18 protein-coding genes are annotated in these 21,488 nt (G+C 60.8%); 7 read left to right on the forward strand and 11 right to left on the reverse strand.

Going from position 1 to position 21,488, the window contains the following annotated elements; genetic code table 11:
- The first annotated feature begins 65 nt into the window (after positions 1-65).
- From LGH74_RS00280 to LGH74_RS00290, 3 genes are all read left to right on the forward strand, one after another.
- Complete coding sequence (locus LGH74_RS00280; protein WP_226170186.1) at positions 66-3,146, forward strand: AsmA family protein; 3,081 nt, start codon at positions 66-68, stop codon at positions 3,144-3,146.
- A gap of 116 nt (positions 3,147-3,262) precedes the next feature.
- Positions 3,263-4,108: a DUF4382 domain-containing protein gene (locus tag LGH74_RS00285; RefSeq protein ID WP_226170189.1), complete on the forward strand. Its 846-nt coding sequence runs from the start codon at positions 3,263-3,265 to the stop codon at positions 4,106-4,108.
- 318 nt (positions 4,109-4,426) lie between these two features.
- Positions 4,427-5,035, forward strand: a complete 609-nt coding sequence (locus tag LGH74_RS00290; RefSeq protein ID WP_226170204.1) for a DUF4382 domain-containing protein — start codon at positions 4,427-4,429, stop codon at positions 5,033-5,035.
- Positions 5,036-5,104: 69 nt separating this feature from the next.
- Here LGH74_RS00290 and LGH74_RS00295 read toward each other — a convergent pair whose 3' ends face one another.
- From LGH74_RS00295 to LGH74_RS00330, 8 genes are all read right to left on the reverse strand, one after another.
- Positions 5,105-5,713, reverse strand: coding sequence for a thioredoxin family protein (locus tag LGH74_RS00295; protein ID WP_226170206.1), 609 nt, complete (start codon positions 5,711-5,713; stop codon positions 5,105-5,107).
- Positions 5,714-5,811: 98 nt separating this feature from the next.
- Positions 5,812-6,309, reverse strand: coding sequence for a DinB family protein (locus LGH74_RS00300; protein WP_226170209.1), 498 nt, complete (start codon positions 6,307-6,309; stop codon positions 5,812-5,814).
- A 59-nt stretch (positions 6,310-6,368) separates the two neighbouring features.
- Positions 6,369-6,839, reverse strand: coding sequence for a DUF6970 domain-containing protein (locus LGH74_RS00305; RefSeq protein WP_226170214.1), 471 nt, complete (start codon positions 6,837-6,839; stop codon positions 6,369-6,371).
- A 137-nt stretch (positions 6,840-6,976) separates the two neighbouring features.
- The gene (locus tag LGH74_RS00310) at positions 6,977-8,863 is read right to left on the reverse strand and encodes an LVIVD repeat-containing protein (RefSeq protein ID WP_226170217.1); all 1,887 of its coding nucleotides are present in this window, start codon (positions 8,861-8,863) and stop codon (positions 6,977-6,979) included.
- A 216-nt stretch (positions 8,864-9,079) separates the two neighbouring features.
- On the reverse strand, positions 9,080-9,469 hold the full coding sequence (locus LGH74_RS00315) for a diacylglycerol kinase family protein (protein ID WP_226170220.1): 390 nt from the start codon (positions 9,467-9,469) through the stop codon (positions 9,080-9,082).
- Entirely contained in the window at positions 9,462-10,058 is a 597-nt protein-coding gene (locus LGH74_RS00320; protein WP_226170223.1) for a GNAT family N-acetyltransferase, read from the reverse strand. The genes LGH74_RS00315 and LGH74_RS00320 overlap by 8 nt, the downstream gene beginning before the upstream one ends.
- Positions 10,059-10,215: 157 nt before the next feature.
- Positions 10,216-11,619: a class II fumarate hydratase gene (fumC, locus tag LGH74_RS00325; protein ID WP_226170225.1), complete on the reverse strand. Its 1,404-nt coding sequence runs from the start codon at positions 11,617-11,619 to the stop codon at positions 10,216-10,218.
- Positions 11,620-11,905: 286 nt separating this feature from the next.
- On the reverse strand, positions 11,906-12,673 hold the full coding sequence (locus LGH74_RS00330) for a porin family protein (protein WP_226170227.1): 768 nt from the start codon (positions 12,671-12,673) through the stop codon (positions 11,906-11,908).
- Between the two features lie 326 nt (positions 12,674-12,999).
- Between LGH74_RS00330 and LGH74_RS00335 the strand changes: the two genes are divergently transcribed.
- Positions 13,000-13,383 (forward strand): dodecin family protein, encoded by a 384-nt coding sequence (locus LGH74_RS00335; protein WP_226170230.1) that lies wholly within the window; start codon positions 13,000-13,002, stop codon positions 13,381-13,383.
- 87 nt (positions 13,384-13,470) lie between these two features.
- Here the strand turns inward: LGH74_RS00335 and LGH74_RS00340 are convergent, their stop codons facing one another.
- From LGH74_RS00340 to LGH74_RS00350, 3 genes are read right to left on the reverse strand one after another with little or no spacing between them, the layout of a single operon-like run.
- Positions 13,471-13,875, reverse strand: a complete 405-nt coding sequence (locus LGH74_RS00340; RefSeq protein WP_226170233.1) for a hypothetical protein — start codon at positions 13,873-13,875, stop codon at positions 13,471-13,473.
- A gap of 14 nt (positions 13,876-13,889) precedes the next feature.
- Positions 13,890-15,044: a TonB family protein gene (locus LGH74_RS00345; protein WP_226170236.1), complete on the reverse strand. Its 1,155-nt coding sequence runs from the start codon at positions 15,042-15,044 to the stop codon at positions 13,890-13,892.
- Positions 15,031-15,648 (reverse strand): RNA polymerase sigma factor, encoded by a 618-nt coding sequence (locus LGH74_RS00350; RefSeq protein WP_226170239.1) that lies wholly within the window; start codon positions 15,646-15,648, stop codon positions 15,031-15,033. Before LGH74_RS00350 ends, LGH74_RS00345 begins: the two co-directional genes overlap by 14 nt.
- A gap of 681 nt (positions 15,649-16,329) precedes the next feature.
- Between LGH74_RS00350 and LGH74_RS00355 the strand changes: the two genes are divergently transcribed.
- The 3 genes from LGH74_RS00355 (at position 16,330) to LGH74_RS00365 (ending at position 21,408) form a co-directional block, all read left to right on the forward strand.
- On the forward strand, positions 16,330-18,342 hold the full coding sequence (locus LGH74_RS00355; protein WP_226170241.1) for a YfbK domain-containing protein: 2,013 nt from the start codon (positions 16,330-16,332) through the stop codon (positions 18,340-18,342).
- Between the two features lie 51 nt (positions 18,343-18,393).
- Entirely contained in the window at positions 18,394-19,191 is a 798-nt protein-coding gene (locus LGH74_RS00360) for a carboxypeptidase-like regulatory domain-containing protein (protein WP_226170243.1), read from the forward strand.
- Positions 19,192-19,773: 582 nt separating this feature from the next.
- Positions 19,774-21,408, forward strand: a complete 1,635-nt coding sequence (locus tag LGH74_RS00365) for a vWA domain-containing protein (protein ID WP_226170245.1) — start codon at positions 19,774-19,776, stop codon at positions 21,406-21,408.
- Positions 21,409-21,488 lie beyond the last annotated feature (80 nt).

A 21,488-nucleotide genomic window follows, 5' to 3' on the forward strand; every position in this document is an offset into this window, starting at 1 on the left:
TTTCCCGGCCGCTGCACGGCTCCGGCTGGGCTGCTACTACTTCCCGACTCCTTACTCTTACTCGTATGCGCAAATTCTTTTTAGGCTTACTGATCTTTCTGGTGGTACTGGTGGCGGCTGTGGCCCTCACGCCCATCCTGTTTAAAGACAAAATCAAGCAGGCCCTCGACCAGCAGCTAGCCCAGCGCGTGAATGCCAAGGTAGAGTATGACCCGGGCAATGTGAGCCTGAGCTTGTTCCGGACTTTTCCCGACCTGGCCCTGAGCATCGACCAGCTGCGCGTGATTGGTAAAGACTCATTTGCCCGCGACACGCTGGCTTACCTGCCCGCGTTTCGAGTGGGTATGGATTTGATGAGCGTGGTGCGCGGGGAGCAAATTAAGATTAAATCCATTGAGCTCGACCAGCCCGATATCAGCGCCAAAGTACTGAAAAGCGGCCGGGCCAACTGGGACATTATGATTTCGGACTCGGCTGCCGCCGCCCAGGGCCAGGATACGAGCCAAGTGAGCCTCGCCATCAAAGGCTGGAAGGTGAACAACGGCCACCTGCGCTACGAGGATCGTACCATCCCGTTCAGCATGGAAATGCGCGGACTGAACCACTCGGGTTCGGGCGACTTTGCCCAGAACATCTTCGACATGGTGAGCCAAACCACGGCCGAGCAGATGTCGATGACCTACGCCGGCACTGAGTATATCTCGAAGAAGAAGCTGACGGCCGACGTGACCATGGCTATGGACCTAGACAAGATGCTGTTCACCTTCAAAGACAACAAGGTGCAGCTCAACGATTTCCCGGCTTCGTTCCAGGGCAGCATTGGGCTGCCCAACGCTACCGACATTACCTACGACCTGACCTTCAAGGCGCTGGAAACCGACTTCAAGAACATTCTGAGTCTGGTGCCGGGCGTATACACCGCGCAGTTTAAGGACGTGGAAGCCAGCGGCAAAGTGGCTTTCGACGGCTACTTCAAGGGTGTGCAGAATGAGGTGAAGATGCCCGGCTACGGTGTGAATCTGCAGATCAAGAACGGCATGTTTCACTACCCGCAGCTGCCCCAGGCGGCCCGCAATATCAACGTGGACATGAACGTGGACAACCCCTCGGGCTTCACCAACAACGTGAAAGTCAACGTGAAGCAGTTTCACCTGGACCTGGGTAAAAACCCAGTGGATGGCAACGTCATCGTGGACGGCCTGGAGCCGATGAAGATTGACGGCCGCGTGAAAGCCAACGTGGATCTGGCCGAGATGATGAAGGTGTACCCGGTGCAGGATTTGGTGCTGCGCGGGCAGCTGTTTGTGGACGCTACTGGTAAAGGCATCTATTCCAAAACCCAAATGCCGGTGGTGAATGCCAAGATGAATCTGACGAATGGCTACGTGAAGTCGAAGCAGTTTCCGGCCCCGATTGAAAACCTGACCCTGAACGGCACGGTGATGAACAGCACCGGGCAGGTAAACGACACGCGCATTGATATTCTCCGCTTCCGGATGCTGCTGGATGGGGAGCCGCTGGAAGGCCGCGTGGCCGCTCAGAATATCGACAAGCCCATTTTCGACGCCGACATTAAAGGCGTGGTAGACCTGACCAAGCTCACCAAGATTTTCCCTCTGGAAGGCATGACCGTGACGGGCCGCCTGAACGGCAACGTGGCCGCCAAGGGCAAAATGGCCGATATCGAAGCCGGCCGCTACCAGAGTGTGGTGGCCTCGGGCACGGTGAATGCCCAGAACGTGACGTATAAGAGCAAGGACCTGCCCCAGGGCGTAAAGGTGACCAAAGCCACGGCCACGTTCAACAACGACCAGATTGTGCTGCGCGATATGACGGGCTTCGTGGGCTCGTCGGACATTGCCGCTTCGGGCACGATTTCCAATTATATGGGCTACCTCTTCACGCCTGGCCAGAGCCTGCGCGGTACCCTGAACGTGGATTCGCGCCGCTTCAACGTGAACGAGTGGATGGTGGATAACGTGAGCGGCAAGCCCAGCGCCGGCGCCGCCACGGCTGCCAAAGCCCCGGCCACCGCCACTAAGGCCGACGGCGTGCTGGAAATTCCGCAGTTCTTCGACCTGACCCTGAACGCCAATGTAGGCCAAGTGGTGTACGACAACCTGAAGCTCGACAACATGAAAGGCGCGGTAGTGGTGCGCGACCAGGCCGTGAACCTCAACGGGCTGACCTTTAACACGCTCGGTGCCAACTTCGCCACCACCGGCGGCTACAATAGCAAGGATTTGGCGCACCCCAAATTCAACCTGGGCCTGAACATCAAGAACCTCGATTTCCAGAACGCCTTTGCTGCCTTCAACTCGGTGAAAAAGCTGGTGCCGCTGGCCTCACAGGTGGAAGGTATCTTCTCGACCAACTTCAACGTGAGCGGCGAAATGGGCCAGGATATGATGCCGGTATATAGCACGCTTACTGGCAAGGGCCTGTTTGAGATAATTCGGGCGGCGGTGGGCGCCTCGCCGGTACTCAGCAAAATCAGCTCCCTGACCCAGCTGCAAGAGCTCAAGAGCTTCGCGGTGAACAACAAGGACGTGGCCGCGGAGCTTATCAACGGCAATTTCATCGTGAAACCGTTCGACTTCACCGTCGGCCAGATTAAGAGCACCCTGGGCGGCTCGTCCAACATCGGCGGGGGGCTGGAGTACGTTATGGCCCTCGACGTGCCGACGGGTAAAGTTGGTAATGCCCTGAATGCCAAGCTCACGCAGCTTACGGGCGTGCAGGACATCAAAGGCACGGAGCGCGTGACGCTGGGCCTCAAGATAGGGGGTATGGTAACTTCCCCGCAGGTAGCCCTGACCACGGGCGGCGTGAAAAGCCAGGCCAAGGATGTGGCTAAAAACCTAGTGCAGAGTGTGGTGCAAAGCAAGGTAAACGACGCCAAGCTCAAGCTGGCGGCCAACACTCAAGTAGCTCAAGACAGTGCCCGCAAGGAACTGGACCGCAAGCGGGCCGAGTTGGAGGAAAAAGCCCGGCTGGAAATTGAGAAGAAGCGCCTCGAAGCCCAGGCTAAGCTCAAGAACCAGGCTACCCAGACACTGGGTAACCTATTTGGCAAGCCCAAAAAGCCGGCTCCCAAAAACCCTGACCCCACGCCAACTGATACCGCCAAGGCCAGCGGGCAATAGCAGGAAAGAAAGAGCGTTAGTGTAAAACCGGACTGATTATTGTCTGAAACGAAGAAACGGGTAATGCGTACAAGACCCGCACTACCCGCTCTTTTTCCCACCTCACCTCTTCCCGTATGAAGTTTTCAACCCTTTTCTCTCTCTCTCTCCTGGCCGGACTGGGCTTGGCTGGCTGCTCCAAAGACAACTCCTCCGATAACTCAGGCAATGCCAAACTCGAAGTGCGGCTGACCGATGCACCCGGCGACTTTAGTCGGGTAAGCCTGGATGTGCAGCAGATAGAAGTACACCTGAAGGACGCAAACGACCCCACGGGCTGGCAGTTCCTACCCTTCACGCCGCAGGCCATCAATGTGCTCGACTATGTGAATGGACGCTCGGCGCTGCTGGTTAGCACCGATTTCGCGGCCGGCGACTTAAAGGAGATTCGCCTGATTCTGGGCCCGAACAACACCGTAACAACCCGTGACGGCGAAGTCTATACGCTCAAAACGCCCAGCGGCCAAACCTCGGGCGTGAAGCTGAAACTAGACAAAGTGACCCTTCGGCAGGGGGAGGCGTTCCAACTGCTGCTCGACTTTGACGTAGCCAAATCTATTGTGGAACGTGGCAACTGGAAGGCCGGCAACGACAAGAAGGAGCGGTTTCTGCTGAAGCCCGTTATTCGTCTAGTAGCCCAGGATGTAGCTGGTGGCCTTTATGGGCAGGTTACTCCAGCGGCAGCACTTCCCCAGATTCTGGCTATCCGCTCGTCGCTCACCGTTGCCGATACTTTCAGCACTTCGGCCGATGCTACTGGTGCGTTTAAGCTGCAGGCCTTGCCCGCCGGCACCTACCGCGTCGAGCTGTATCCCACCACGACTGCCCCGGCCAACGAGTCGGCTTACAAGCCCGTGACGGTTAATGGAGTAGTAGTAACCAACAACCGGGCTACCGACTTAGGTGCACTTAAGCTTAATTAAGGCGGCTACCGTAGCTGCAAAAGCCCGGCTGCTTACAGCCGGGCTTTTTTGTGCCCGCATACGCACCCTAAAGGCAATAGCGTAGAAAAAGCACTGTCAATGAGCAACAGCGGAGAATAAAAAGCGCAATAAAACATAGTGAAAATTATATGTTTTTCTCAGTATGAGAAATGTACAGGTTGATATTCTGTTAGTGTTATAAGGTTAAGAAACAGGTCGATACAAAAATATTTATCTGCCTATATGGTTGGATATTGGAGGTGTTTTTCTACGTTTGATTCGGCAATTCTTCAGTCTTTCTGTTCCACCACCGTTTGTATGAAAACTCAACTACTTTTTTCCGGACTGCTCGCGGCCGGCTTTGCATTTACTAGCTGCGAAGATGCTCTCCAAGACGTAGCAACTCCCACGGCTGCCACTGCCACGCAGGCCGCCAAAAAAGAGAAAGAGCCTGTTGTATCGTATCAGGCCATCAACATCGACCTGCAGCGGGTAGAAGTTAGCCAGGATGCGGCTGAGAGCACTGGCAACTGGACTACGCTCACGGATGTGCAGCCGGGAAGCCGCAACCTGCTGAATGCCGCCACTGTGGCTGCACCGCTGTTTACCACCTCAGGCTTTCAGACGGGCACTGTAAAGCAGATTCGTTTGGTACTGGGTGCCAACAGCACCATTACTCTCAGCAACGGCCGCGTGGTGGCCCTGGATACTCCCAGCGGCCAGACTTCGGGCCTGAAGGTGAAAGTAGATGCCCGCGTGTCGGGCGGGCGGCCCTACGCCGTGCTCATCAGCATTGATCCAGACTGGCAGGTAGTGGCGAAGGGCAACGGCTCTTATGGCCTTAAGCCAGTGCTGCAAGGCTACGTAGCCCCGGCTAGCAGCGACAATGGCGGCGGTGGCGAGTCGGAAGCCCGCGCGCAACGCTAAGCAAAGCGCAGTAAATAGAAAAGCCTCTCTTCCGTCAGGAAGAGAGGCTTTTCTGCTTTTAGAAGTAGTCTATTGCAAGGTGTGCAGCAACTCAACTAGCTCTCGTTGTGTGCTCTGAGTTTTGTCTTTGGCATACCAGCCGTGCAGCTGGGTGCTGAATTCCTCAAATGGCAGGTTCTGGCTTTTCAGGTTCAGAAACATGGCTTGGGCCGGTGCCGGGCGCGGGCCCCACTGCGCTGCTTCCGCCAGGGTATCGACGGCCAGCACCACGAGTTTGGGAATGGAGCGGCCACCCGCCGTTAGGTACTGGTCTATCAAATCCAGGTTTTCGTCGCGCAGTACGTAGTGGGTCGTAATCTTGCCCGCCGAGGCTTTGGCCACGGCTTCCAGCACCGGCACAATCTGGGCCGCGTCGCCGCACCAGCCTTCGGTGATGATAAGCCAGATGTAGGGCTTGGTCAGCCGGGCCAGCGCCTCTTGCAGCTCGGGCAGCAGCTGCACCGTTTTGTCGAGCCGCTGCATGCGCTGCACGTTCAGGCGGGTGTAGTTGGTGAGCAGCTCCGACTGCTGCGGACCGGTGGTCTTGCCTTCGGCCTGCAAAGCGTCAATCAGCTGGCGGTAAGCGGCGTAGGAATAGCTGGCGGCCAGGCGCTCAGCACTCAGAACGGGAGTGGACATACAAGGAAAATCCGGGGATAGAGGATGCTTTATAACCAGCAAAAAGCCCTTCGGTTCAGAAACCAAAGGGCCATAGCAGTTGTGCCGCTAGTGATAGGCTACAGGCTCACCGTTTCCTTGCCCGCCGCCGACAGTTCGCGGCAGTAGGTAATGAAGTCGGTGTTGATGGGCTCGAGGCCATTCTCGCGCAGGCGGGTAGCCACCTGGGCGCGGTGGTAGTTGGCGTGCACCGGCACGTGGGTAAAGATATCCGACACCTGACTCGTGTAGGAATCACCCACGGAGTTGGTGTAGGAAATCTGGCGGTTCAGCTCGGCCTCATCGGCGCTAATGATGAGCTGGTGCAGGTGTTCGGAAGTTTGGTGGTGCAGCTGGTGCAAACCGGCCAGATCATGCTCCTGCCACACTTTTACCGGACTTTTGGTGCCGGAAAGGCGGGCAATCCAGATGGCTTGGGCATTGAGCACGTGGCTGAACAGGCGCAGGCACACGGCCGGTATTTCCTGGCCCGCAGCTACCAGGCCGTCGAGGTGGCGCAGCAGGGTTTCGTTGGCCCACACGTTGTAGGCCCCCAGCTTTTCGTTGGTGTTAATCATGGTCGTAAAAAAAGGAATGCAAAGGCGGAAGAAAGCGGGCCGCCGGCTGTCGTTGTTGCTTACCGCGGGTCCCGCCAAACCAGCATCTCGCCGGTTTTGTTTTTGTCGAAATCGGGGCATTGCCCGTCGCCCCGGCCGGTGAGGCCGCCTTCCGGGTGGCAGATGATATTGCCCTTGGCGTTGTAGAGGTTCGAGAACTGGTCGCAGCAGCCCACACTTTCGTAGTACACCGTCTGGCCTTTGTAGGTGTAGCGCGAAATCTGGACGATGGGGTTTTGCTTGGCCTCGGCCAGGTGCTTCTGAATTCGGTCTTCCAGCCAGCGGGGGCGGGCGGTGGTATCGAAAGCCGTGGCGCGGGCGGGGCGTAGGTCGGTGGTGTTGGCGCTGGTGGGATTAGGAGTGTCGGTACCATTCACGCTGCCCGATACTGGCGGGTCGGTGGGCGTGTTCACGGTTACGCCGCGCTGGCAGGCCACGGAGGAGGTCAGCACGGCAGCCAGAGAAGTAACCAAAAGCAGAGAAAGACGCATAGAAGTGGGCGGTTGATGATGATCCGCTCCTGCTGAGGTAAAAGAGGCGGCAAAGATGCACTATAAACACCTTCGTTACGCATTGCCGTTACTATATGTTGAGTAACATCCTGCTGGTGCCGCGCCCTGCCGGCTGGTTAGCGGGGAGCCGGAGCCGGCAGCTCCAGCAGCCGCAGCTGGTTATCTTCGTTGCTGACCACGTAGATCAGCTTGCCGCTCACGGCTAGGCCCTGCGGCTGGTCGCCGGCGGCTATGCTCCCGATGAGGCGCGGCGCGGCCGGGTTGCGCACGTCGAAGGCCTGCAGATTATCATCTCCCATATTGACTACGTAGAGCGTTTCGCCCTGCACTATTAGGCGCACTGGGTCGTCGTCGGTGGCCGCGGTGCCCAGCAGCCGGGGCCGGGCCGAGTCTTTAATATCGAATATCTGCACGGCATTGCTGCCCGTGCAGGCCACGTACGCCCGCCCGCCAGCCATGACTACGCCTAAGGGTTTGCTGCCCGTCTCACTTCGGCCCAACAGACGAGGATGGGCTGGGTCACGAACGTCAAATACCTGGAGCGTCCGGCTATTGTAATTGGCCACGCAGGCCAGCTGGCCCTCTACGGCTACTGCGTTGGGACCCGCATCGGTAGGGGCGGTGCCCAACCGGGCGGGCTTGGCGGGGTTGGTTACATCAATGATTTCGAGCAGGTTTTCCCGGTTGCTGACTACGTATGCCCGCCCGGCCTGCACGGCTAGTTCGGCGGGTTGCGCGGCGGTAGCAAAGCGGCTGCTGCGGATGGGCTTGGCCGGGTTGCGCGCATCAAAGATTTCCAGGGAATTCCCGTTGTAGTTCACTACATAGGCCGTGGTGCCGGCCACCGCCACCTGGCTGGTGCCGTGGCCCGTGCCAGCGTAGCCCAGCAGCACCAAGGCAGCCGGGTCGTGCACATCGAAGAGTTGCAGGCGGTGGTTGCCGTTGGTAACGTAGGCCACCGGGCCGCTCACGGCTACGTCGTTGGGCTCCCGGCTGGTACGGATACTGCCGCGCTGGGTGGGCGGCACGGGCGCTGGGGCCGGGGCTGGCTCCCACTCTGGACCAGCTTTCGGGGTAGCCTGCCACAGGCCCAGCCCGGCCGAATCGTGGTCCGTCACTAGCGTCAGCAGCTGCGGGCCCTGTGCCGCTACGGCCCGCAGAAAGCCCGGCAGCGGCTGGTACCCCAGGGCCCGGGGCTGCCGAGGATTTTGGATATCGAAAGCGTACAGCCCATCGTGGCCAAACCAAACGTAGGCCATACGATCAGCCAAAACCACGCCCTGGGCCGATTGGTTGAGGTCGATGCTGTGGAGCAGAACGGGTGCGGCCGGACTGCTTACATCAAAGAGCTGCAGTTGGTCATCATCGTCGAACACGACGGCTGCTACCGAGCCCCGCAGGGCCACCACGGTAGGCTGCAGGCCCGTCGAAATAGTGCCGACCTGCTTTGGGGCCGCCGGTTTTGTTACGTCGTACAGCTCCAGTGCATCGGCTTCGCGGATGGTAATGGCCAGCGTAGCGCCTGCCAGTGCCAGGCCCTGCGGGGCTCCTGCCGCGGGCCGGAACCGCTTCAGCTCGCGCGGTGCGGCCAGGTTGCGCAAGTCGATAATCTGCACCACGCTGTCTTCGGCGCAGGCCACGTAGGCCGTAGTTCCACTGATGACGGCGGCCGTGGGCGGGCCTACCGTGCTAAAGCGCCCCACGCGCCGGGGCGCGGCCGGATTGCGCGCATCTACTACTTGCACTTCGTTGGCCGAGCGGCCATACACCAGCACCGTAGCGCCGTCGAAAGCTATATGCTCCGGATAGCCTTCCACAGTGGCACCACCTAGGCGACGGGGCTTGGCGGGCACGCTCACGTCGAGCAGGTGCAGGGTTTGCTTCCAGTCGAGTAAGTAGGCCGTAGTGCCGTTCAGGGCCAGCATTTGGTAGTCCTGGTCGGCGGGCAGCAGGCCGCGGCGCACCAAGCCGGGCGTGGCAGCACGGCTGGGTGATTGAGCCATTGTGGAAGTCCACGTCAGCCAGAGGCTCAGCACTAAAAAAGCACGCATCATCACTGAGCAGCAGGTTGGGTAAGAGAAAGGAAAAATTTCCTGGTGCCAAACCAACAGCCGCTAATACGCGCTAAACTGAACGAGGCACCAAGTGCCAAAGGTGATGCTATTCTCCGGAACGCCGCTATTTCTCAGCTCAGGCAGTTTGTCGGTCGGGTGCTAGGCTCAGGTGGCAAACAAAGCCCACACCCGGGGGCCAAATACCAGCAAGCCCACGGCCAGGGCCGCAAACCCAGCCATCAGCACAGCCCCGGAAGCTACGTCCTTGGCCTTGCCCGCCAGCGGGTGGTAATCCGGCGACACTAGATTGACCACGACTTCTATAGCCGTATTCAGTAGCTCGGCCGTCCAAACGGTGCCCACGGCCAGCGCCACTAGGGCCCATTCGAGGCGGGAAATGCCAAAATAGAAGCCGAACCCAATGACGACCACCGTGGCCACGGCGTGAAAGCGCATGTGCACTTCGGAGCGCAGCGCCGATGCCACGCCCCGGAAAGCGTGGCCGAAGCTAGCCACGCGGCGGCGCAGCAAACTATCCTGGGAGGGTTCAGCCACGGGCGTCGAATTCGCGGAAAACGGTGAGGCGCAGCTGGTCCCACTCGGGCTTCAGAATGCTGAAATAAACCGAGTCGCGGCGCAGCCCGCCCTGCGTGAACATGTGGCTGCGCAGAATACCTTCCTCGGTAGCGCCCATGCGGCGCATAGCCTCGCGGGATTTCCAGTTGCGGGCGTCGGTTTTCAGCTCTACCCGCTCGCAGCCCAGCTCGCCAAACGCGTATTTAAGTAGCAAATGCTTCACGGCGCGGTTCAGGCCGGTGCGCTGGTAATCGGTGCCAATCCACGTCCAGCCGATTTCCAGCCGCTTTTCGGGCAATGCGAAGCTGCCGTAGCTGGTGCTGCCCACCACGCGGCCCGTCTGCCGGTCGACGATGGCAAAGGGGTAGCGCACGTGCTTTTCCCGATCCTGCAGAGCCTGGGTGAGGTAGGCGGCCAGTCCCACGGAGTCGCCGGGGTTGGGCGTGGTGGTGAAGCGCCAGATATCATCGTCGAAGATGACGGCTTTCAGGTCTTCGAAGTCCGACGTATCCAGCGGCCGAAGCCGGACGCGGGCATTTTCGAGCGTGATGCAGCGGGAACAGTCCATGAATGAGGTGGGAGGAGCAGGTGGGGTTTAGCGCAGCTAAAAATAGAACGTCATGCTGAGCTTGCCGAAGCATCTCTGCCGCAATGGTAAAATTAATTACTACTGCGGCAGAGATGCTTCAGCAAGCTCAGCATGACGTTCCTGAAGCTTATGGGGCTTACTTCTTAATCTCGCCTACCATGTCCTCGGGCTTCAGCCACTCGTTGAATTGCTCTTCGGTGAGGTAACCAAGCTGCAGCGCGGTTTCCTTTAGCGTCGAGCCGTTCTTGTGGGCCGTCTGGGCAATTTCGGCGGCTTTGTAGTACCCAATGTGCGGGTTCAGGGCCGTTACCAGCATCAACGACGAATCGACGTGCTTCTTGATGTTCTCCTCCAGCGGCCGAATGCCCTCGGCGCACCGGTCGTTGAACGACACGCACACGTCGCCAATGAGGCGGGCCGAGTGCAGGAAGTTGTAAATCATGACCGGCTTGAAGACGTTCAGCTCGAAGTGGCCGTTCATGCCGCCGATGTTGATGGCCACGTCGTTGCCCATTACCTGGGCCGCTACCATCGTCATGGCCTCGCACTGGGTGGGGTTCACCTTGCCGGGCATGATGCTGGAGCCGGGCTCGTTGTCGGGGATAAACAGCTCGCCGATGCCGGCGCGCGGGCCCGAGGCCAGCAGACGGATGTCGTTGGCAATCTTCATCAGCGAAGCGGCCACGGTTTTCAGCGCGCCGTGGGCTTCCACAATAGCGTCGTGGGCGGCTAGGGCCTCAAACTTGTTTTCGGCCGTAATGAAGGGCAGGCCGGTGAGGTCGGCAATGTGCTTGGCCACGGCCTCCGAGTAGCCGGGGGGCGTGTTGATGCCGGTGCCTACGGCCGTGCCGCCCAGAGCCAGCTCGCTCAGGTGAGCCAGGGTGTTATTGATGGCGCGCAGGCCGTGGTCGAGCTGCGACACGTAGCCCGAAAACTCCTGGCCCACGGTCAGGGGCGTGGCATCCATGAGGTGAGTACGGCCGATTTTGACGACGTGCATAAACTCCTCGCTCTTGCGCTTGAGCGTGTCGCGCAGCTTGGTGATGCCCGGAATCGTGACTTCGAGCAGCGTCTGGTAGGCGGCAATGTGCATGGCCGTCGGGAACGTGTCGTTCGAGCTCTGGCTCTTGTTCACGTCGTCGTTCGGGGCCAGGGCCTTCTTCTCGTCGGCGAGGCTGCCACCCTGCAATACGTGGCCACGGTAGGCAATTACCTCGTTCACATTCATATTGCTCTGCGTGCCCGAGCCGGTTTGCCACACCACCAGCGGGAAGGAGTCGGCTAGCTCGCCAGCCAGGATTTCGTCGCACACTTTGCCGATCAGCTCCGCTTTTTCGGCGGGCAATACGCCCGCGTCGCGGTTGGTGAGGGCCGCAGCCTTCTTCAGAATGGCAAAGGCCCGGATGATTTCCTTGGGCATACGGTTGATATCCTGCGCAATCTGGAAGTTCTCGATAGAGCGCTGGGTCTGGGCGCCCCAGTAGGCGTCGGCCGGCACCTGCACGGTGCCCATAGTGTCTTTCTCGGTGCGGAATTGCATGTAGCGGGAATGAAGTGACGAATCCGTTTTTGGTGGCGGTAAAAGTACACAACAACCCGAACTCAGGACACGAAAAGACACCTCAATACCTCTACCTGTCATCCTGAAGGCAGCGAAGCGGAATGAAAGGCCTTCCTCCTATACCCCACTACGGCACAGTACCAACGTGACAAAGCCCTTCACCACCATAGCAGTGAAGGGCTTTGTACATTTAATCAGCTTTGTCACTTAGGCGAGGAAGGTCCTTCGCAAGCCCAGGATGACAGACGGGGCAACTTCAGTGCGCTTAGAACGAGTAGTTCAGCGAGGCTTTAATCACGCGGTTCTGGGCGTCGAAGGTGTTGTTCTTATCCAGCGACGACAGGCCGAAATCGTAACCGGCGCTCAGGCCGAAGCCACTGTCGAACTGGTAGCCCAGGCCGCCCACCACGGCAAAATCGACGGGGCGGAACTGGTTCTTGACGTCAAAGTCGGTTTTGAAGGCACTGAACCCTAGGGCTCCGGCTTCCACGCGCACTTTGTTGCTGACCAGGAACGAGGCCTGCGGACCGCCGAAGAGGTAGAAGCCGGGCGTGAGGTAGCCCTTAAACAGCACCGGCACATCTACATAAGCCATGCGGGAAGTGGCCGTCACGCGGGCATTCAGGAAATCAAATTGCTCCCAGGGCAGCGTACCCACCAGCTTGGCGCCCTTCTCGGAGTAAGATATGCCGGGCTCGATGGCGAAGCCGGGGCCCAGCGGAATGGTGGCATAGAGGCCGGCGTGGAAGCCGGGCTTCATTTCCTTGGTTACGGCGCCATTGGTGTAGCCAGCCAGGTCCATCACGCTCTGCACGGCATCACCCGACCAGTCGGATACGTTGACGCCGGCCCGCACCCCAAACTGGATGCCCTGCGTGGCAGTGGAAGAGGAGCGCACCGGGGCCGAGTATACGGGCCGAGCCGGAGCGTTGGAATACACGGGGCGGCGCACTTGAGCCTGGGCCACCGAAAACGAAGATGAAAGCAACAGCGCGGCTACAGCCAAGCGCCCGAAAAGGCTTTTGGAGTTCATGGCAAAAAGGAAAGTCTGGAGGAGGTGAAAGAAAGAAGGCCGGCCGTGGTGGGGCGCGCATTGCCGTGGCGGGCGTTCTGAGAGGATACATTACAAAACCGTGCCAGTTGGCTCCATTGCAGCAGCAGCGGAGCTAGTCGATGCTTTATTGGTTCTGTAATTCAGAGTCTTAGAAAAAGCCGCATCGGCCAAATCGGCGAAAGTATCGACCAAAACTCAGGCGGCTTACCGGCCGCTAGCGGCGGCGGCCGTAGTATTTGGCACCTGTTTGCCCGGGGCTGCGTACACGCATCTTCCAACCACTCACCCCTACATCTTTCCGCGCTATGAGCACCATCAAAAAGGTAATCGAGGTCTTGGCCTCGTCCGAAAAGAGCTTCGAAGACGCCCTGCAGCGCGCCCTGGCCGAAGCCAGCACTACCGTTAAAGGCATCAAGTCCATCTACATCAAAGACCAGAGCTGCCGGGTGCGCGACAATAAAATCGTGGAATACCGCATCACGGCCAAAATCAGTTTCGAGGTGATGCACAAGTGGGACCCCACCAGCCACTCGGAAACTACTGCGGCCATCGATACCCCCACCCCGGCCGGCGACGGCAGCCCCGACTACAGCCAGGTTCAGATCAAAACCCAGCCTGACCTGCCCCGCGAGGTGCAGCCCGGCGGCAGCGCCACCGAAGCCCAGAGCGGCGGCGGCTACAGCGGGTAGATGCCTCGGGTTTCGCCAAAACAGCAACGCCGGCCCATACAGGTCGGCGTTGCTGTTTTAATAACTTCAGTGAGCGGCAAGCAGCTACTACTGGCCCTTGTGCAACTGGTCGGTGGTAATGCCCAAAAACTTGATGCCGGTTACATTGGGTAACTCAACCAACATACCATTGTCTACCACAAACCGCATCTGGCGGGCCCCTTTTATAATACGGGTGCCTTTGGTGGCAGTAAGTACCAAAGTATCTGAATGGAAGGCATACAGTCCTTTAGCAACAGCCCGAGTCCCCGACCAAGTAAATTCAAAGTGCTGGTCCTGGTACAATTTCAGCAAAATACTGCCCAAGGAGCCTTCCCGGTACGCTGAGAATATCACGTCAGTCGGGAAATGCTCGGGCCTGTCACGTACAGCGTCATTCGTAAGCAGTGACTTGCCCGCCAGAAATACCAGCCAAGTAGCCACGGCTAGCAGGAGCGCGGTTTTCCCTTTCATTAAAGCCCGCAATGCTAGAAACTGATGCTGATTTCCACGACTTGGTCGGCGCGGCGGCCGTTGGCGGCACCGGGCTGCCAAGTGGGGCCTTCGCAGAGCAGCCGGATGGCCTCTGAGTCGTAGTCGGCCCGCAGACTGCGCAGAATCTGGAAGTTTTCGAGCTTGCCGGCCGCCGTTACCGTGAATTTCACCCGCACGCTGCCCGAGAGCTGCCGGGCTGGGGGCTCGGGCACAAACAGGCCCTCCCGGCGCAGGTACTCGCGCAGACCGATGTAGCCCCCCACGGGCTGGGGGCTTATGGTGGGCACCGGGGGCAGGGCGGCTTTGCGGGCCGCGCCTTCTTCGGCCACCCGGGCTTGCTTACTTTTGGCCGGGGCCACCGCCAGCACGTGCAGGGTGTCGGCCGTGGCTTTGCTCTCATCCTTGGCTTTGCTTTCGGCGGCGGCAGGTGCAGCTTCCGACTTAGCCACTGGGGCAGCTGCCGGCGGGGTAGCCAGGGCTACCGCCGGAGCTTGATCAGCGGCGGCATCGGCCTGGGTTTGATTCATCGTTTCGGCTACTGGCTCGTTGGCGGCTATAAGCACCGGGGGCTTCCGCTTGGCGGCGCGGGCCGTGGCCGGGCGTCGGGCGGGGGCGGCCGCCACTACGGCCGCCGACTCTGAAGCCGCAGCGGGGGCCGCAGCTACGGCGGGAGCGGCTTTTTGAGCCAGCACGGGAGCTTGCTCCGTTTCAGCTTCAGCAGGAGCCCCGGCGGTTTCGGCGGGGGCGGCGGGCCGCTGCATGGCTACCGGGGCTGACTCTAAGTGCGTTGCGGGGCGGCGCAGGCCCCACCACACGGCCGTACTCATGAGCAGCAGCAGAAGCATGGCGGCGGCGGCCTGCCACAGGTGTAAGGTGCGGCGGGGGGCTTCGGCCTGGGCTACGCGCTGGTGCAGGCGCAGCTGTAGCTGGCGCAGGGCTGCATCGGTGGTGGCGGGGTCCGTCAGCTCCAGGCCTTCCAGAATTTCGGCGCAGCGGGCACAGCTCAGGGTGTGGGCCTCGATGCGGTGCTGCTCGGCGGCGGGCAGCGTGCCGGCCACATACTGCCGCAACAGCGGCAGCGCCAGGTGCCCGGCCGCGTCGGGGGCCGGGGGCAGCGGTGGTACGGGAGGCTGATTAACGGGCCGCATTGGGAGCTGAGTCGAGGTAGCGTTTGAGGTTGCGCTTGCCGTTTTGGAGGTGGCTTTTCACGAGGCCGAGGTCAAATCCGGTGAGGTCGGCAATGTCGCGGTAGCATTTCTTTTCGAGGTAAAACAGTTCGAGGCAGCGGCGTTGGCCCTCGGGCAAATCGGCCAGGGCGTGCTCCAAAGCCTGCAAGCGGGCTTCGGTGAGTTCTTCATCTTCGGTAGCATCACCTGCCTGATGCAAAACGCCCGACGATTCCATATCGGCCGCATCGGGAAAATGCAGCACCAGCGCCCCATCTGGGCCGGCCCGCTGCCGGGCCCGCAGTATCATCAGGCAATGGTTGCGGGCGGTGGCTTGCAGCCAGGCCGGAAAGTTGGCCACCTCGTGCCGCCGCAGCGTGTCGATGAGCTTCTCGAAGAGCTGCATCACGGCATCCTGGGCGTCTTCGTCGGGCCGCAGGTACTTGCGGCACACGGCAAACACCAGGGCCATGTGCCGCTCGTAGAGCACGCCCAGGTCGGCTACCACGCCTTCGAGGCGGTAGCGGACCAGCAGCTCCTCATCGGAAAGCTCGGTGGGCGACTTGGGGCGGCGTTTGAAAAACATAGCGGGCAGCATCGGCACAGCCGACCCGGGCAAGATACGGCATTGGGCCCGTTGTTGGGCGCTTTTGCGGTGTTGCACCGCGAAGTTGCGGTGCAACACCGCAAGGCCCCGGTGTGGAACCGCGAAGTTCCGATCAGCAACCGCAACCTCGCGGTGTGGCACCGCAAGGTTGCGGTTCTACACCGCGAAGTCCCGGTGCGAAACCGCAACCTCGCGGTGTGGCACCGCGAGGTTGCGGTAAAAAACCGCGCCCGCCCGGTACGGAACCGGTCGGGCACGGGTAAGGAGGGAAGCTGACAGATAGTAGCGCGAACTACAAAGTTCGCGCTACTGACGGGCAACCGACGCACTACTGGGCAGCGGGCTTGGGGGCTTTGTTCATTTTGCCCAGACGGTAGGAGTAGCGCTTCCGCATCTAGGCCAGGGGGGCCTGCACGGCGCTGTTTTCGCCGTTCAGCATAAGAATAGAGACGGCAACTGGCCTTAACGCCGCGCCGCCCAGTAAGATAGAGCCGCCCAGTAAGATAGAGTTTCGGGCGAACTAAGCGCGCCCAATTGCTCGGCGCGGCCCTTGTCCGGCCGAAAATTCATAGCCACCCGAATATATTTTCACAGGCCGGTGTGGAATCGGTGGGCCGGGCGCATCAGACAGGGGAAACCCTTTAGCCCCTGTCTGCTCCGATGAACAAGCTATTCGTAATGGGAATGAGCTGCCTGCTGGCGGCTCCCGCCCAGGCCCAGCCGCTGCAAGCCGCCCCCCCGGCCCGCACTACCCAAACCTCCAAGCCCGCGGCCACGCGGGTCGTGCAGGGTCGCATCCTTGACGGTCGTACCAGCCAGGGGGTGCCCGGCGCCGAGGTGCGGGTAAAAGGCACCAGTATTGTTACCACAAGCAACCCTACCGGCACTTATCGGCTCCTTGTACCGAAGGGCCCGGCCACACTTGTGGTCAGTGCCCTGGGCTACGGGCGGCAGGAGCGGCCCGTGCCTGCCGATGGCAAGCTGGATATAAAGCTGGCCCCCGACAGTAAGGAATTGAGTGAAGTAGTCGTTACGGCCACGGCCCCCGAGCCCAGTAAGCGGCAAGTGAGCGGCGCGGTGTCGGAAGTGAAGGCCGCCGCAGTAGCCGGCAAAGTGGCCGGCGTCCGGAGTAGCGGCCAGGTACCGGCGGGGAGGATGCAGAAGCGTAAATCCGAAAGGAATGCACCTGTTGCAGCAGATGTTTTGTACGATTCAGCTCCTCCCCGCCCTGTGCCGGGCGCGGGCGAGTCGTATGCCGCCATCAAGGAAAACGGCTTTCATACCGCCCAAAAGGAGCCGCTGAGCACGTTTTCGATTGACGTAGACGCGGCCAGCTATAGCAATGTGCGCCGCTTCCTCAACCAGGGCCAGCGCCCCCCGCAGGATGCCGTGCGGGTGGAGGAAATGCTCAACTACTTCCACTACGACTACCCCCAGCCCACCGGCTCCGACCCGTTTTCCGTTACTACCGAGCTGGCCGTGTGCCCCTGGAACGCGGAACACCAGCTGCTGCATGTGGCCCTGCAGGGCCGGCAGGTAAGCACCCGGAAACTGCCACCCGCCAACCTGGTTTTCCTCGTGGATGTGTCGGGTTCGATGAATGAGCCCGATAAGCTGCCGCTGGTGCAGGCCGGCCTCCGCCAGCTGGTGCAGGAGCTGCGCCCCCAGGATAAAGTAGCCATCGTAGTATATGCCGGCGCGGCCGGCCTAGTGCTGCCCGCCACCCCCGGCAACCAGAAAGCCGATATCCTGGCGGCCCTCGACCGGCTGAGTGCGGGCGGCTCCACGGCGGGCGGCGCGGGGCTGCGGCTGGCTTACCAGGTGGCCCGGGAGCAGTTTCAGAAGGAAGGCAACAACCGCGTGATATTGGCCACTGACGGCGACTTCAACGTGGGCGAAAGCAGCGACGACGCCATGGAGCGCCTCATTACCGAGGAGCGGGAGTCGGGCGTGTTTCTGACGGTGCTGGGCGTGGGCCAGGGCAACTTGCAGGACAGCAAGATGGAGCGCCTCGCCGACAAGGGCAACGGCAACTACGCTTACCTCGACAACCTCGACGAAGCCCGCCGGGTGTTGGTGCGGCAGTTTGGCGGCACTTTGTTTACGCTGGCTAAAGACGTGAAGCTCCAACTCGAATTCAACCCGGCCCGGGTGCAGCAGTACCGCCTGATCGGCTACGAAAACCGCGCCCTAGCCGACGAAGACTTCAACAACGACCGTAAAGACGCCGGCGAGCTGGGCGCGGGCCACACCGTTACGGCCCTCTACGAACTGATTCCGCCCGGTGCCCCCACCGGTATCGATGCGCTGAAGTACCAGCAGAACCCCGCGCCCCGGCAGCCCGCCCCAGCTTCGGCCGACGTGATGACGGTGAAGCTCCGCTACAAGGAGCCGCAGGGCCTTACCAGCCGCCTGCTGGAGCGCACCTTGCGCGGCCCCGCCAAGTCCGTGGCCCAGGCTTCCGACAACCTGCGCTTTGCCGCCGCCGTGGCCCAGTTCGGCATGCTCCTGCGCCAGTCCGACTACCGGGGCACAGCCACTTATGGCAGCACCGAGCAGCTAGCCCAGGCCGCCCGCGGCACCGACGCCGATGGCTACCGCGCCGAGTTTGTGCGGCTTGTGAAGCTGGCTGAGGGCCTGAGCCCCGTGGCCGGCACCGTGGGTGCCCGCTAAGCCGCTCCGCGTTTTCTATCCTCTATTGCTGAATCAATACCAGTCATTCAGATGCGTAAATCCCCGGTCACCCTCCGTATTGCCGAGCCCTGCGCCCAGTCTTGGGCTGATATGACGCCCCAGGGCGCGGGCCGGCACTGCGCCGCCTGCCAGAAAGTAGTTATCGACTTCACCCAGAAAACCGACGCCGAAATCCTGGCCGTGCTGGCCGCTGCCACGGGCCAGACGTGCGGGCGGTTCGGGGCCAGCCAGCTTGATCGGGCTTTGCAACTCCCACTTGCGCCCCGCGCCGCGTGGTGGCAAACTGCCGTGGCGGCTACCGTGGCGCTGCTGGGTTTTCGCACGCTGGTTCCGTCGGCCGCTCAGGCCCAGGCCCCGGTTAGCCAGTTGCCGGCCTATGGCACTCAGGCGGCCGGAGCAGGACTGCCGTTTCAGGCCAAGCCGGCGGAGGTGGAAAGGTTGAGTGGAGAAGGTGGTTTGGATATCGTGCTTACTGGGCGGGTAGTGGATAAGGAATCTGGCAAGGGGATTTCGCAAGTAGTGGTAATGCTCAAAGGCACCAATCATGGTGTCACTACTGACGAACAGGGACATTTCTCTCTTCCAGTAACAGCTCAGGAGCGTCACCTTACGCTGGTAGTTTTTTCTATTGGTTATAACCGCGTAGAAATGCCTCAGCCAAAACATCCTTCGGGGATGAAAGTGCAGCTAGTGCCGGATGCTCAGGTGCTGGGAGGTTTGGGAGTAATTAATTCAGGCCCGTCCAGCTGGTTATTTAATGACATTTGGCAGCGGCTGCGGGCTATTCCGGCACAACTAACGCAGCCTTTTCAGGGCAACCAGGCATGAGAAGTTCTGCCCTTCTCCTGCTAACTCACCGCCTGGCGCAGGCCGCCGGTGAGGCCACCGTTCGGGCCCACTGGCTGCTGCCCAACGGCACCAAATGGCCCGGGCACAGTCGCGGCCGGGCTCCGGCTTGTCGGGCGCCACCCCGGAGCCGCAGGTCCGGCGGGTGTTACCGCTTCCTGCTAGCGGACCAATAGGAAGAAACTCCTGACCGGTGGGCGACTGGTCAGGAGTTTTTCGTTTGGACGGGTTTGAACGGCGGGCTACAGCTTTCTATTGTGCAATTGATGCGTATTTAATTAGGCCCGAATTATGTTGGAAAAAAGCTGATGGTGGCGGGTTACGTATGGGGGGCTGCTGGTATAAACAACCACTAAGCGGCGCTGCTTTCGCATTGATACCCGAATAAGCTGCTCTCCCAGCAGAGCACTTTCGCCCCATTTTCAGGCCTGTTCGCACGCGACGACAGCTCCTGGCTACGCGCAGCTTTTCCTGGAAAAGTTCTGAATCCGTTCGGTCGGGCTCAGCGGCGGGAGCATGGCTTTTTTGGCAGTTTCTCATCCTTCCCTCTCCTTCCTCACTCCTATGAATATCATCCGCTTGCGGCCCTTGTGGCTGCTGGCCGGCGGCTTGCTGCTGCCCGCCTGTCACCAACAATACTCTTCAGAACAGGTAGAATCGGCCAGCGTCTACGAGATGCCCGCCGAAGCGCCGCGGGCCGATGCTGCCGCGCCACTGCCCACGCCACCAGCCACCACCGAAACCTACGCCCGGCTGCCCGAAAACCGCTTCGAAGACGTGCGCCAAACCCCGCTCAGCACCTTTGCCATCGACGTAGATCCGGCCAGCTACAGCAACGTGCGCCGCTTCCTGACCCAGAACCGCCAGCTGCCCCCGCCCGAAGCCGTGCGCATTGAGGAGCTCATCAACTACTTCCACTACGACTACCCCCAGCCCCGGCACTCCGAAACACCCGCCACGTTGAACGCTGAAGTAGCCCGCTGCCCCTGGAATACTGCTCACCAGCTCGTGTTGGTAGGTATGCAAGGCCGGGAAGTAGCCAACGAAGCCCTGCCGCCAGCCAACCTGGTATTTCTGCTCGACGTGTCGGGCTCGATGGCAGACGAGGACAAGCTGCCGCTGCTCAAGGCTAGTCTGCGCCAGCTGGTACACACGTTGCGCCCCCAGGATTACGCGTCGATAGTGGTGTATGCCGGGGCAGCGGGGCTGGTGCTGCCGCCTACTTCGGGCAGCCGGCCCGGGGAAATCCTGCGGGCCCTGGACAACCTGGAAGCCGGCGGCTCGACGGCCGGTGGCGAAGGGCTACGGCTGGCCTATCAGGTGGCCCGGCAGCAGGCCCGGCCCGGCGCCAATTCCCGCATCATTCTGGCTACCGATGGCGACTTCAACGTGGGCGAAAGTAGCGACGCGGCCATGGAGCAGCTCGTAACTCAGGAGCGGAAGTCGGGCGTGTTTCTGTCGGTGCTGGGCTTCGGGCAGGGTAACTTGCAGGACAGCAAGATGGAGGTGCTGGCCGACAAAGGCAACGGCAATTACGCCTATATCGACAACCTGAACGAAGCCCGGCGGGTGCTGGTGCAACAATTTGGCGGCACACTCTTTACCCTAGCCAAAGACGTAAAGGTGCAGGTGGAGTTTAACCCGGCCCAGGTGCGGCAATACCGCCTGATTGGCTACGAAAACCGTCTGCTGACCGCCGAAGACTTCAACGACGACACCAAAGACGCTGGCGAGCTGGGTGCGGGCCAGCAGGTCACGGCCCTCTACGAAATTGTGCCGGTCAATGCGTTGCCCGCCACCGACGGGCTACCGTACCAGGCCACCGAGCCCGATTATGCGGCCCGCCCGGCCGCTTCCAGCACCGAGCTAATGACCGTGAAGCTGCGCTACCAGGAGCCCCAGGGCAGCGCCAGCCGCCTGCTCACGCTCCCCGTGCCTGGTACCGATGCCCCCGTAGATCAGGCTTCTGACAACCTGCGCTTTGCCGCTGCCGTGGCCCAGTTCGGTATGCTGCTGCGCCAGTCGGAGCACCGGGGCACGGCCAGCTACGCCACCGCCCTGCAGCTCGCCGAATCGGTGCGGACGCGGGATACTGATGGGTCGCGCCGAGAGTTTGCCGAGCTAGTGCGGCGTGCGGCGGAGCTGAGTACGGAGTCGGCAGCACAGCAGCCGGCCGTGGATGAGCTGCGCTACCGGTAAGCGGCTAGGCTGTTAGAACGTCATGTCGACCAGTGGGAGACATGACGTTCTTCTTTCAGCAATGAAGCGGTAGAGATGCT

This window comes from Hymenobacter lucidus, assembly GCF_020447265.1.
Taxonomy (GTDB): Bacteria; Bacteroidota; Bacteroidia; order Cytophagales; family Hymenobacteraceae; genus Hymenobacter; species Hymenobacter lucidus.